Genomic DNA, 13,737 nt, shown 5'->3' on the forward strand with positions numbered 1-13,737 from the left:
CCTTCCTACACGATCAGATGATCGTGGTGCGTCGTGTCGACCGGCGGCGGCAGCGGGTCGTGAACCGGCGTCGGATCGGCCGTGTGCGTCTCCTGCGGCGGCGGGTCGCCGACGATGAAGCTGCCGTAGAAGTTGGCGCCGGCGAGGTCGGAAGAGATGGCGAAGGCGAAGCTGAAGTCGATCTTGCCGTCGCCCGAGGTGTCGAGGGCCGAGATCGAGCCGTAGTCGATGAAGTGGTCGGTGAAGAACGAGACGGCGGCCGCCGCGTCGCTCCAGGTGTGCGTCTCGATCACGTTGCCGTCGGCGGTGATGCTGAAGGTCATCGAGGTGAACGGCGTGGTCGAGACGCCGCCGGCGAAACCGACCAGCAGGTTCTCCGTCTCCGGCAGCGCGCCGAGGTCGACCGTGAAGTCGACATGGGTCGCCATCGTCTGGACGTCGCCGTTCTCGTTGTTGTGGTGGGCGAACATCTCGCCGATGGCGAAGTAGGAAGTCGCCTCTGCGAAGCCCGTCGCGATGTTACCGTTGCCCACCATGTAGCTGCTGACCTGGCTCGCGTCCGGCGCGGCGATGACCGTCGCGCCGGACGTGTACCAGGCCGAGGGAGTCACGGCGGTGAGGGACGTCTCGTACGACGCCATCGCGATCGTTTCGTGCAGGCCCATGCCGGTGCTCGACGCGAAGGCCTCGGCGTCGGTGACCATGGCGCCGGCCGCGCTCGTCGCACCGTCGGCGCTGCCGATCGTCGCCGTCGACTTGACTTCGGAGTAGGGGCCGTTGCCCTCCGACACCGCCTGCGCGCTGCCGGAGTGGCCAAGCGATTCGCCGCCCTGGGCGAAGGAGTAGGCGGTCGCGCCGCCGTTCGGTGCCGTCGAACCGGCCCTGGCGAGGGCGTCGCCGCCGTCCCCGCCGCCCGAACCGCCGTTGCCGCCGGTGGCGTAGGACTGCGCGAAGATGCCCCAGCCCATGTCGGAAGAGAGGATCGCGGTGGAGGTGGCGTCGCCGCCATGGCCGTAGAGGGCGGACGCATCGTCGCCGCCGTTGCCGCCGTGCGCCGTCAGCACGAGGCCGATGACATTGTTCGGGGTGGTGGGGTTGGTGTCGGCGTAGTCGAGCGACGTATGGGCGTCGCCGCCCGCGCCGGCATGGCCGGTTCCCTCGGCATCGCCGCCGTCGCCGCCGGTCGCGGTCTGGTTCATCTGGGCGTTGCCCCAGTGGGTGATGGCGGCCACCGCATCGTCGAGAAGGACGTCGCCGCCATTGCCGCCATTGGCGCCGAGGAAGCCCGCACCGCCGTTGCCGCCCGTCACGCTGGCGTTCGCGGTGGCGAATGCCGAGATGGCAGGGCCGCCCGTGTTGTCGGCGCTTGCGCTCACGCCGTTCGTCACCGAGCCGCCGTTGCCGCCCGAGGCGCCGATGCCGGTGCCGATGCCGCCGTTGCCGCCCGTGGCGGTGACGATGGCGGTGATGGGGTCGTAGCTTGTGTCCGCGCCGGTCGCGGTGGCCGTCAGGGACATCACAGTGCCGCCGTTGCCGCCGCTCGCGCCGGTGCCCGTTCCATCGCCGCCGTTGCCGCCGGTCGCGGTGACGGTGGCGTTCGCGGTGTTCATGGTCGACGTCGCGCTCGCCGTGCCGGAGGCCGTGCCGCCCGCGCCGGCGCGGCCGCTGCCTTCGTTGTCGCCGCCGTTGCCGCCGGTCGCGGTGGCGGACGCCGTCACGCGGCCGATATCCGTCGCCAGTGAGGACGCGAGGGCCGTCGCGCCGGACCGCGCCGTGACGGCGGCGCCCGGCGTCGAGCCAGCCGCGACATCGCCGGCGTCGCCGCCGACGGCGGTCGCGTTGAGGTTCAGCTCCGCGGTCGTGGTGCCGCCGATATTGTCGACCTCGAGCTTCGACTCGGCCACGCCGCCGGTGCCGCCGAAATCGTTGAGGCCATTGCCGCCGTTGCCGCCGGTCGCCGTCTGCGTCAGCGTCACGGTGCCCTCGAGGCTGGAGCCGGACACCGCATTGTCCATCTTCGAGGACGCGCCGTTGCCGCCGCGACCGGTGCCGCCGACATCGTCGTCGTCGGTCGCCGCTCCACCGTCGCCGCCGGTCTGCGTCGCGTCGACCGTCACCGTGCCGTGGAAGCCCGCGGTGGCCACGGCCGTCGCGACAGCGGTGCCACCGCCGCCGCCCAGATGGCCGACTGTCACGTCGCCGCCCCTGCCGCCCTGGGCGATGGCAAAGGACGAGACCACACCGGGGGCGTCCGTGAAGTGGGTGACGACATTCGCCGTCGCGGCGCCGCCCTTCTTGCCGTCGGCGGCGCTGCTCGCGCCGCTGTTGCCGCCGATCGCGGTGGCGTACGCGGCGCCATCGTCGGGCAGATAGAGGATGTTCCTCGCCGTCGCCGAACCGCCGGCCTGGCCGGTCGTGCCGTCGCCGCCGCGGCCACCGTTGGCTTGAAAGCTGGAGGACATGCTGTCGACGGTGGACGGCGTCGTCGTAACGGCGGTCACGCTCGCATTGCCGGCCTTGCCGCCGGCAGCGAGGGTGGAGTTGCCGCCGTCGCCGCCGGTGACGGTCTGATTGACCGAACCGGAGGCACCGACGGCGCTTGCCGCATCGACGATCGACACCGATGCGCCGGCGCCGCCGGTGGCGCCTGCGATGCCGTCGCCGCCCTTGCCGCCGGTCGCGTTGAGTTCGGTGTATGCGCTGCCGGCCCCGGCGTCGCCCTCCCCATGCATATAGCCGATCGTGCCGCCGGCGCCGCCCGACATGCCCGCCCCGGCGCCCACGCCGCCCTGGCCGCCGACCGCGCTCACGTAGACGCTGAGAGAGCCCGAACTGCCATCGACGGTCGAACCGGTGGCGGTGACGCTCGACACGCTGCCTCCCGCACCGCCGCTGGCGGCTGTGAAGGTGCCCGAGTCGGGGTCGAAGCGCACCGAGCCGCCATTGCCGCCGAGCGCCCGGCTGGTGATGAAGCCGTTCCCGATGTCGAGGCCCGCCGCCGCCGCGCTGGCGCTGCCGCCGGCGCCGGCCGTGCCGGACAGGAAGCTGTTGCCGCCGTTGCCGCCGGTCGCGAGGGCGTTCGCGGACCCGGACGTGGCATTGCTCACGGTGGCGCTGGCGCCGGCGGCGCCGCCGGCCGCGGCCTTGGCGCCGGCATTGTCGTACTGCGTGCCGCCGTCGCCGCCCGTGGTGATCGCCACGAGGTTGACGGTGGCGGCCGCGCCATCGACCTCGGTGTCGTGGCTGACCACCGAGCTGGCGGTGCCCGCGGTGCCCGCCTTGCCGCCGTGGCTGTCGCCGCCGTTGCCGCCCTTGATGTCCTGCCGCAGCGAGAGGGTTCCGTCGCTGGCGTAGCCGGTGGTCGCATCGGGGCCGGCCATCGCCGACGCGCCGGCGCCGCCATTGGCGCCGTCCTGGCCGTTGCCGCCGTTGCCACCCGTGACGGTCGCCGTGATGCCGAGGTTCGTGCCGTTGCCGGCTTCGCCGCGCGCGGTCGCCTGGGCGCCGCCGCCGGCGCCGGCGGTTGCGCCCGCGCCTGTCGCGTTGCCGCCGTTCCCGCCGAAGGCCGTTGAGTTAAGGGATCCGGCCTCGCCCGGCGAGGAGCTGGACGAGCCGAGATAGGCGTCCGAAATGCCGGTGCCGCCCTTGCCGCCGTTGCCGGTGACGGCGCCGCCGCCCTCACCACCGGCCGCGCGCGTGCTGCCGCCCAAGGCATGCTCGCCTTCCACGTGGACCTTCGCCGTGCCCGTCGCGCCGCCGCGGGCGGTGCCGCCCATGGTGCCATTACCGCCAGCGCCGCCGGTCGCCCGGCTGATCGCGCTGAACGACGCGGCGTCGCCGCCGTCGATGGTGAGATCCGACAGCGCCGCGCCGCCCCGGCCGGCCAGGGCGCCGGACCCTGCCGTACCGCCTGTGCCGCCGATCGCGATCTGCTGCACCGTCGCGTTGGCATCGTCGGCGGTGGCAAAGACGGCGTTGGTGAGCGTGCTGCTGCCGCCGCTGCCGCCCGCCGCGCCACCCTGGCCATTGCCGCCGGTGCCGCCTGACTGGATCGCGCTTGCGCTCGCGAGCGAGCTAAAACCCGTTTCGGCGACTTCGGCCTCCGCGGTGGCCGCGTTGGTGAGCGATCGGCCGGCGCCGCCATGCTGGCCGACACCGACACCCGTACCGCCCGTGCCGCCGCCCGCGAAGGCGGTCGCCGTGGCCGACGTGCTGCCCGCGGCGTAGGCCGTGCTGGTGGCGCTGCCGCCCGAGGCGCCGGAACCGGCCCCGCCCGAGATGCCGCCGCCGATGCCGCCGGTCGCGTTGGCGGCCGCGGTCGTCGTGGAGGCGAAGGCCTCGACATGGGTGCTTGCCGTGGCAGCGGCGCCGCTGCGTACGTGGTCGGCCGATTGCGCCGTGCCGCTGTTGCCGCCGTAGGCCGTCGTGGTGGCGGTGATCGACTCCGCCCTCGTCACGATCGTCGTCAGCGTGGAGGTGGCGGCGCCGCCGCTGCCGCCGTAGCCAGTGCCCTGGGCGCTGCCACCGCCGCCGCCCGAGGCGGTCTGTTCGAGGACGATGTTGCCGGTCGCCGCGTTTGCCTTCACCGCGTCGACCATCGTGCTCGAGCCGCCGTTGCCGCCGGTGGCGTTATCGTAACCGGCACCGCCGCCGCCGCCGGACGCCGTCGCCTTCGCGGTGGCATCGCCGGTGCCGTGGGCTTCGGCGGTCGCGTGCGCGACGCCACCGTTGCCCGCCGTGATGCCCGTGCCGTTGGCGTTGCCGCCGGCGCCGCCCCGGGCGATCGCCGTCGCCTCGACGGCGCCGCCCAGCGCGGGACCGTCATTGGCGGCGATCACGCTGGCCGTCGCCGCACCGCCGGCGCCGCCGTTGCCGTCCTGCCCCTGGCCGCCATTGCCGCCGGTGGCCGTGGCATTGCCCGTCGTGGCGTCGCGGCCGGTCAGGACGAGGGTGGCCGTTGCCGCACCGCCGTTGCGCCCGTTCCCGCCGAAGCTGTTGCCGCCATTGCCGCCGGTGCCGAACACGTCGGCGAGCAGGGTGAGGCTGGATACCGGCGCGGTGTAGTCGTTGAGGGTGAGGGACGAGCTGCCGCTGCCGCCGGTGCCGGCGGGAGCGCCGCTGGCGTTGCCGCCACTGCCGCCGGTCGCGGTTTGCGTCAGGCGCAGTATGCCGCCGTCGGTCGACCCGCTCGCCGCATTGATCAGCCGGCTGTAGCCGCCATTGCCGCCCGTGCCGGTGCCGGTCGCCGCGCCGCCGGCGCCGCCATTCTGGTAGACGGTGACCGTGGCCACGGCTCCCGCGCCGGCATGCGCCTCGGCCGTGGAGTCGAGGCCCACCGCGCCGTTGCCGCCGCTGCCGCCCACGGACGTGCCGGTGCCGCCGTTGCCGTTGATGGTGGTGACGTATGTCGTGGCGTTGCCCTCGAGATTGGTGGCGCTGGCGTTGGCGCGCGCGCGTCCGCCCGTGCCGCCATTGCCGCCCGTGCCGTTGGCGCCCGGGACGCCCGCGTTGCCGCCATTGCCGCCGGTGGCGAACGCCGAGGCTTGCGCCGTCTGGTCGTCGGTGCCGGAAACCGTCGTGGCCGAGGCCGAGGCCACGCCGCCATTGCCGCCGGCGCCGGCATTGCCGTCGGGCTCGCCGCCGTTGCCGCCGACGCCGCCGTTGCCTCCAGAGGCAGAGACGACGAGCCCGAATTCGGTGTTGCTCTGGGAGGCATTGGCCGTCCCGCCGGTCCCGCCCTTGGTGCCGTTACCGGCCGGAGGAGCGCCATTGATGCCGGGCGTGCCGGGTGTGCCGCTGACATTGATCGACATGGTTCATCCCCCCAAGGTACGGCAGCGTACCGAATCGCACGGACAAAGCGAGTCTCAGTGCAATAATCTCCCGTTAAAGTTGGGGGACAGGGACGGGGGCGCGCCCCTAGCGCGGAGCCTTCTTCGCCTTCCTGGCCTTCCGCGCGGGCGCGGTGTGCGAGGCGAGGGCGGTCTTCATCGCCTTCTCCGCCGCCTTGATCTTGGCGTCGCGGGTGATGTCGTCGGCCGGCAGGTTCTGGGCGAAGTTCAGCCGGATCTCGGCTCGCTTCATGAACGCTGCTTTCTTGTCTTCGGAAATCGGTTGGCCCATGGAATCCTTATTACCCGTTTTTTGAATTGGCGCACGGCGCGGATCGCGACAATGCTGTCCGGAATGAATGTCGAAACCGACTATTACGCGATTCTCGGCGTGCTGCCCTCGATCGACCAGGGCGCGCTCTCGGCGGTCTATCGCGCGCTGCTCAAGAAATACCATCCCGACGTCCATGCCGGCGACAAGGACAATGCCGCGCGCATCACCCGCCGGATCATCGAGGCCTACGAGGTGCTGGGCAGCGTCGAGGCGCGCGCCGAGTACGACCGGCTGCGCCGCGATCACCAGGATTCGTCGGAGGACTTCGAGGGCGATTCCGGCCGGTCCGATGAGGGTCGGGAAACGGACGACGAGCAGCTTGCCGCCGCCTGGCTCTACATCGAACGCTACCATCCCGAGGCCGAGCAGCATCGCGAGGAACTCGCCGAACTGTCGTCGGCGCTCGCGCTCTCCTTCCAGGTGACACTGGTGGAGACGAAGGCGGCCGCCGACGCGGGCGAGCTCGCCGAGGCTTTGAAGCATCAGTTCCTCGAACGCTATTTCGGCACCGATCCCGACATCCAGGCCTTCGCCGCCGAGGCGCTGCGGTTGCAGCGGCGCGACGTCGCCTACGAGATCAACCAGGCGATCCGCGTGCTGGGCACGCCGCGTCCCGCCGATGCCGCGCTGTTCATCGAGAAGGTGCAGCACGTCACCCGATGGAAAGGCGGCCGCGCGTCCCGGCGGCGCGCGTCGGAGAGCCGCGACGAGGAGAGAGGGCAGGGACTGTCCGGCCTCGACTGGGCAACCGTCGTCGCCATCTGCTCGGTCGGCGCGATCGTGCTGGCCTACGTGAAGATCATCTAGAGGTCCGGGCGACGATGCGTCTGTCCTGCCTGTGTCTCATGATGGCGAGCCTGCTGCTGCAGGCGTGTACGCCATCGCCGTCGGAGCTGTCGTTTCAGGTGGTCGAAAAGACCTCCAAGCCCATCGCCGACGCGATGGCGCCCAAGCTCTATGCCAAGCTCGATTCGCTCGGCGTGACCACGGCGCGCAATCGCACCATCGCGATCGTCTTTCCGCCGGGAGGCGAGGCGCCGCCCAACGCGACCTGCACCGCCGACCTGAAGGCCGGCCTGCAACGGCAGCTCCGCCTGCTGGGCTCCCGCACCGGCATCGACTTCAAGTTGATCGCGGACGTGGACAAGGCCGAGATCGTCTTCGTGGTGGGCGACACGGAGGACATGCTGGACAAGAAAATCCCGCCGCTGAAAAGCTGGATGGAAGCCGCGGAGCGACGAACCTCCGCTCCGACGACAGAATTCTACGACAACCGCGCGACGCCGCATTCGATCTCCGACTTCCTCAAGGGCGTGCGCACCGACGGCGACGGAAGGGTGATCTTCGCCGCCTCCTTCATCCACTGGTTCGAGATGCGCGGTCGCCGGGGGCAAAAGGACTGCACCCTCGACTTCGTCGAGCGGCTCGTGCGGATCTATACGCTATGGCTGGAGAGGGATTTCTCGGGCGAGTACATGGACATCGGGCGGCTGGCGCGCACGCAGGTCGGCACGAGCGCCTACGAGGCGGACGGCCTCGATGTGTCGAACTTCAACGACGGCGTCTTCTTCTGCGCCCAGTTCGTCGACCGCACGAAGCTGGCGGCCTGCGCCCTCGAGATCGTCAGGCTGCTCGCCGACGACCCGCGCCGGTCGGATTGATTCTCGCTTCTCCTCCCCCGTGTGACGGGGGAGGAAAGCTGTGCGGTCCTACACCACGAAGTGGTCGTGGTGCGTGTCGGGCAGCGGCGTGGGGATCACAGCCGGCGCGTGGTCGGCGTGCGCCGGCGGGTCGGCGACGATGATGCTGCCGCCGAAGCCGCTGTCGGCGACGTCGGTGACGATCGAGAAGGCGAAGTGGAAATCGACCTTGTCGTCGTGGTTGGTGTCGAGGTCGGTGATCGAGCCGTAGTCGATGTACTGGTCGTTGAAGAACGCCACGGCGTCGGCGACGTCGGTCCAGGTGTGGGACTCGATGACATTGCCGTCGGCGGTGATATCGAACGACATCGCGGTGAAGCCGGAGCCGAACGCGAAGCCGTCGCCGAAGCCGACCAGCAGGTTGCCTGGCGTGAACGACACCAGGTTCACCGAGAAGTCGACCGAGGTGCCGACCGACTGCGTGCCGCTGGCCTCGCTGTTGTGACGACCGAACATCTCCGCGATCGCGAAGTAGGAGGTCGCGTCCGCGAAGCCCTCCGCGATGTTGGAATGCCCCATCATGTAATCGGCGACCTGCGTCGAGCCCGGCTCGACGGTGAGATAGGTCCCCGCGGTGAGGCTGGAGGACGGCACCGTGGGCATGCCGGGCTCGTCATAGGTGGCCATGGCGAGCGTCGCATGCGCAGCCTCACCCTGGCTGCGCGCATAGGCCTGGGCGGAGAGGATCATGTCGACCGAGCCCGCGACCGCATCATCGCTGCCGATCGTGGCCCTCGAGGTCGCCGAGGCGGAGGCGCCGTCGGCGTGGGTCACGGCTTGCGCCGAGCCGGAGTCCCCGTCCACATAGCCGCCAATGGCGTTGGCTTCCGCGAAGACGGTGCCGCCATGGACGAGATTCACCGCATCGGCCGTGGCCAGCGCGTTGCCGCCCGCACCGACTCCTCCCATGTCGTCGATGCCGCCGGCGCCGCCGGTGGCGACGGCCCTCGCGTCGATCACGCTGGCCGAGTCGGAGGAGAGCGAGAGATAGGCGGTGGCGTCGCCGCCATCGCCGGCGGTGCCGAAGATGGCCCAGCCGCCGTCGCCGCCAGTCGCGGACACGTCGCCGGTGATCGTGTCGGCCACCGGGTCGCCGGCCATCGATTCGTGATGACCGACGCTCGAGGAGGCATCGCCGCCGTCGCCGGCATTGCCGCCGCCCTCGGCATCGCCGCCGTTGCCGCCGATCGCGTGCTGGATCAGGGTGAGGTCGCCCTGCCGCGTGACGCCGTTCACCACATCCACGAGGGTGCTGCCGGCGCCGGTGCCGCCGTCGGCATCGTCGTAGCCATAGCCGCCGTCGCCACCCGTCTGCTCGACCTTGGCGTAGGCGGCTCTGAAGAGCTCGCCGTTCAAGGTCGCATCCGCGATCGCGCTCGTGCTGCTGGCCACGCCGCCGTTACCGCCCCGTTCGCCCGCACCCCGGCCCTCGCCGCCGTTGCCGCCGATCGAGGTCGCGATCGCCGTGGCGCTGCTCCCGCCGCTCGCACTGGTGGAGGCGAGGTTCACCGCGCCGCCATTGCCGCCGCTCGCCCCGGAGGCCAACGCGTTGCCGCCGTTGCCGCCGGTCGCATTGACGGTTGCGTGCGCATCGCCGTACTCGGCGTACGCCGCGGCTTCGGCCTTGGCAACGCCGCCATCGCCCGCGCTGGTGCTCGACGAGGAGTCGGCGCCGTAACCGCTGGTCGCGTTGGCCTGCGCGTCGACGTATCCCTGGTCGGTCAGCGAGACGCTGGCATAGGCGTTGGCGCCGGTCCGCCCGTATTCGGCACCGCCGATCACCGTGCCGGAATCGCCGCCAAAGGCTGTCGCCGTGGCGGTGATGCTGATGGTCGGATCGGCGCCCGGTGTGAAATTGTTGACCGAGATGATCGAGCTGGCGTCGCCACCCGCGCCGCCGCGGGCGCTCATGCCCTCGCCGCCGTTGCCGCCGATCGCGGTCTGCGTCAGCACGATGCTGCCGAACAACGAGGAGCCGCTGACCGCGTTGTTCATCGTGCTGGACGCGCCGTTGCCGCCGCGCACACCGACCTCGAGGGCGTCGCCGCCGTTGCCGCCGTCCTGCCTCGCGGTGACGGTGATCGTGCTGTCACTGTCCGCGGTCGAATGCGCCAGCGCGATCGCCGTGCCGCCGTTGCCCGCCACGCCGGAGGCGGAGTCGCCACCCTTGCCGCCGTTGGCGACCGCGTTCAGGGTGAGATCCTGGCCGACACCGGTGCTGTCGAGAGCGGCGGTCGCCGTCGCGTTGCCGCCCTTCTTGCCGCTCACGCCGGAGCTCGCGCCGGCGTCGCCGCCCGTCGCGGTGGCCGAGGCCGAACCCTCCCCGTCGGTGGAGAAGCCGGTATAGGCCGTCGCCGCGCCGCCGCTCTGGCCGGTGGTCCCGCTGCCGCCAGTGCCGCCCCAGGCGGCGGTGCTGGCGTCCAGCGTGCGGAAGACGCTCATCGTGGAGATGGTCGACGTGGCGGAGCCGGCGGTGCCGCCCGCCGCCGTATCGGACGAGCCGCCATTGCCGCCCATGGCAGACTGCTCGTAGATCATGGCCGACGTCGAGCCGCCCAAGCCGCTGACCGCGTTCGTGAACGAGACCGCGGCGCCGTTGCCGCCCTTGGCGCCGGCCAGGCCGTCGCCGCCACTGCCGCCGGTCCCGCGCACCGAGGCCGTGAGGTTGTCGCCGGTGTTCGTCGTGGCGTTCGCCGTGGTGCCGGTCACCTTGCCACCCGCACCGCCCGACATGCCCGCGCCCACGCCGTCGCCGCCCTTGCCGCCTACCGCGCTGGCTTCGGCCTCGGAGCTCCCGTCGTCGCTGTGGGACAGGGCCGTGGCCAGCGCGTTGCCGCCGGCGCCGCCGTTGCCCAGGCTGGCCGGCGCGGCGATGACATCGCCGCCGTTACCGCCGACCGCGTAGGCCTTGCCGATGCCGTCGTTGCCGCCGCCGTCGCCCGTTGCAGTGGCCACGCCGCCCGCGCCGCCGCCACCCGACGTGTCACTGTTGCCGCCGTCGCCGGCTCTGGCGCGCGCGATGGCCTGGCCCGTTTCGGGCGCGAGGTTCGAGGCGCTTGCCGTCGCGGCACCGCCCGCCGTGCCCTTGGCGGCGGCATTACCCGTCACCGTGCCGCCGTCGCCGCCATTGGCGATGGCCTCGAAGGCGCGGTTCTGGGCCGAGTCCATGATCGGGTTGTAGCTGATCGTCGAACTGGCCGATCCCGCTGCGCCGGCCTTGCCGCCGGTGCTCGAACCGCCGTCGCCGCCGTTCACCGTCTGCTTGAGCAAGAGCGTGCCAGTGGTGCTGCCAAGCCCGAAATCGGTGATGTTCAGCGAAGCGCCGGCGCCGCCGGTGGCGCCGGAGAAGCCGTCGCCGCCGTCGCCGCCCGTCAAAACGGTCGTGGTCGATGCCTGGACGTTGCTCTGGCTGACCACATAGCCCGAGACGGTGCCGCCGGCTCCGGCGGTCCTGCCGGCGCCGAACGTGTCGCCGCCATCGCCGCCGGTCGCCTGGGCGGTGAGGCTTGCATCGGCGAGGGGCGTCTGGACGGTCGCGTTCACCACGGCGAGGCCGCCCTTGGCACCGTTGCCGGTGGTGGAACTGCCGCCGTCGCCGCCGGTGGCGCGGACGGTCCCGTTGGCTACGCCGCCGGCCGTGAGCATCATCTCCGAGGTGCCGGTCGCGCCGGCGCGGGCGGAGGTGCCGCTGCCGCCATCGCCGCCCACGCCCACGCCGGTGACGTTGATCGTGTTGCTGGTGAAGTCGCTCGTGTTGATGTTCGAATAGCCCGCGCCGCCATAGCCCGCCTTGCCGCTGGCGACCGAAGCGCCGCCGTTGCCGCCGATGGCCGTCTGCGACATCGTCGCGAAGCCGTCGTTCGTGGTGGCGATCGCCTTCAGGTTCGTAAGCGTGCTGGAGCCGCCGTTGCCGGCGGTGGCGCCGCCCTCGCCGATGCCGCCGTTGCCGGCCTGCTGCAAGACCGTTGCGACGGCCGAGCGCCCGGAGGTGTCGGACTCGTTGTGGGCCTCTGCAGTGGCTGCATCGGACAGCGAGCGGCCGTTACCGGCATACTTGCCGACCTCGAAGCCCAAGCCGCCGTTGCCGCCGGTCGCCGTCGCGGTCGCCGTCGCGGAGTTGCTGCCGTATACCGTGCTCGACGCGGTCGCGGTCCCGCCCTCGCCGCCGGAGCCGGGCGCGCCGCCGGTGCTCAAGGAGCCGCCGTCGCCACCGGTCGCGGTCGCCAAACCTGTCGCCGCATGGATACCGTGGAGCCCGGTGGCCGCCGTCGCCCCGGCGCCATCCTGCGCGCGCTGGGTCGCATCCGCCATGCCCGCCGCGCCGGCGGTTGCCGTCGTCGAGGCTGCGACGATGACGGCGGTCGAGTCGTTCACGTTGAGGATCGAGGTGGCCGCGCCGCCCTTGCCGCCGAAGCCGCCGCCGCTGGCGCTACCGCCATCGCCGCCGATCGCGTTCTGCTCGAGATCGAGGATGAAGCCCGGCGCGCTGCCGTTCACCGCGTTGACCATCGTGCTCGCCGCGCCCGCGCCGGCCGTGGCGCCGGCCAGGCCGTGGCCGCCATTGCCGCCGGTCTGCGTTGCCGTCACGTGGACGTCGGTGTTGCCGCCGTTGGCGGTGCTGGTGGCCGTCGCCGCGCCGCCCGCGCCGCCGCGCATGCCCACGCCCGATCCGCTGCCGCCGTTGCCGCCGATGGCGGTGGCTTCCGCGGCGACGACGCGGATGTCGAAGCTGGTGTTGTTGGCCGTGGCGCTGGCCGTCGCCGCGCCACCCGCGCCGCCGCTGCCGTCCAGCACGTTGCCGCCGTTGCCGCCATTGCCGCCGGTCGCCCCCGCCCGCGCGTCGATATTGTCCTGGGCCCTGATGTCGACGGTCGACGTTGCCACGGCGCCGTTGCGGCCCGTGCCGCCGCTGCCGCCGCTGCCGCCGATCGCGACCGTGGTGGCGTTGACCTGCAGGCTCTTGTTGGTCTGCTGCGTGTCGTCGAAGGTGAGGGACGAGGTGCCGCTCTTGGCGTTGCCGCCCGCGCCGAAGCCCAGCGCATTGCCGCCGCTGCCGCCGATCGCCGTCTGGAGCAGGTTGAGCTCGCCGCCGTCGGTCGAACCCTTGACCGCGTTGGTCAGGGTGCTGAAGCCGCCGTCGCCGCCGGGCGCCGATTGGATCGAGTCGCCGCCGTTGCCGCCCACCTGCGTGACGCTGGCGCTGGCGACGCCCATGTTGCCGGCGTGCGCCTCGGCCGTCGAGAAGACCGTGCGGCTGCCGCCGCCCACGCCCGGGTTGGTGGCTTGCGCGCCATTGCCGCCGTTGCCGCTGGTCGCGATGCTGGTCGCCGTGGCCTCGCCGCCGAAGGTCAGGTTCGCGGCATAGGAGATGGCGCGTGCGAAGCCGCCGTTGGCGCCGGTGCCGCCCATGCCGCCCGCCGTGCCCATCGAGCCGCCGTCGCCGCCCTTGCCGGCGGTCGCCGCCGCGGTGGCCTCGGTCGTTGCGGAGAGATTGGGCGCCGTGGACTTCGAATTGGCCGTCGCCGCGCCGCCGTCGGCACCGTTGCCGCCATTGGCGAACGAGCCGCCGTTGCCGCCCTTGCCGCCCGCGCCGCCGTTCGCGGTGGTGCTGACCTGGGGATCGCTGGTCGAGCTGATCGTCGCGATGGCCGCCCCGCCGGGACCGCCGTTGGTGCCGGAAACGCCAAAGCTACCATCCACGCCCGGCGTGCCCGGCGTGCCGTCGATGACCAGATCAGACATTTTCTCTCCCCCAAGTCTTAGTGCGACACCGTACCAATTTGCAGGGGCGATGCCAGTGCTTCGTAAAAGATTTGCCCGTTAAAGTTGGGGGACGGTCGCGTGACTGTGCAGAGAGGGAAGGGTCCCTCGC

At 72.0% G+C, this 13,737-nt stretch carries 5 protein-coding genes; 2 read left to right on the forward strand and 3 right to left on the reverse strand.

Annotated features, from left to right (window positions below; translation table 11 throughout):
* Positions 1-5: 5 nt before the first annotated feature.
* Both AC1RP5_RS09715 and AC1RP5_RS09720 read right to left on the reverse strand, forming a co-directional pair.
* Positions 6-5,813, reverse strand: a complete 5,808-nt coding sequence (locus AC1RP5_RS09715) for a beta strand repeat-containing protein (protein ID WP_493110434.1) — start codon at positions 5,811-5,813, stop codon at positions 6-8.
* Between the two features lie 106 nt (positions 5,814-5,919).
* Positions 5,920-6,084, reverse strand: a complete 165-nt coding sequence (locus tag AC1RP5_RS09720; protein WP_493110435.1) for a hypothetical protein — start codon at positions 6,082-6,084, stop codon at positions 5,920-5,922.
* Positions 6,085-6,174: 90 nt separating this feature from the next.
* On the opposite strand from AC1RP5_RS09720, the gene AC1RP5_RS09725 reads away from it, so the two are divergent.
* Complete coding sequence (locus AC1RP5_RS09725; protein WP_493110436.1) at positions 6,175-6,972, forward strand: J domain-containing protein; 798 nt, start codon at positions 6,175-6,177, stop codon at positions 6,970-6,972.
* Positions 6,973-6,986: 14 nt separating this feature from the next.
* Entirely contained in the window at positions 6,987-7,826 is an 840-nt protein-coding gene (locus tag AC1RP5_RS09730; protein WP_493110437.1) for a hypothetical protein, read from the forward strand.
* A gap of 48 nt (positions 7,827-7,874) precedes the next feature.
* On the opposite strand, the gene AC1RP5_RS09735 is transcribed toward AC1RP5_RS09730, so the two are convergent.
* Positions 7,875-13,607 (reverse strand): beta strand repeat-containing protein, encoded by a 5,733-nt coding sequence (locus AC1RP5_RS09735; protein WP_493110438.1) that lies wholly within the window; start codon positions 13,605-13,607, stop codon positions 7,875-7,877.
* Positions 13,608-13,737: the final 130 nt, after the last annotated feature.

It is taken from the genome of Reyranella sp. GW821-FHT12G01 (assembly GCF_058806575.1).

What these genes read in the sequence shown, in the direction of transcription:
- AC1RP5_RS09735 (WP_493110438.1), bottom strand. Translation starts at nt 13,607, where the DNA reads ATGTCTGATCTGGTCATCGACGGCACGCCGGGCACGCCGGGCGTGGAT.
- AC1RP5_RS09715 (WP_493110434.1), bottom strand. Translation starts at nt 5,813, where the DNA reads ATGTCGATCAATGTCAGCGGCACACCCGGCACGCCCGGCATCAATGGC.
- AC1RP5_RS09725 (WP_493110436.1), top strand. Translation starts at nt 6,175, where the DNA reads ATGCTGTCCGGAATGAATGTCGAAACCGACTATTACGCGATTCTCGGC.
- AC1RP5_RS09720 (WP_493110435.1), bottom strand. Translation starts at nt 6,084, where the DNA reads ATGAAGCGAGCCGAGATCCGGCTGAACTTCGCCCAGAACCTGCCGGCC.
- AC1RP5_RS09730 (WP_493110437.1), top strand. Translation starts at nt 6,987, where the DNA reads ATGCGTCTGTCCTGCCTGTGTCTCATGATGGCGAGCCTGCTGCTGCAG.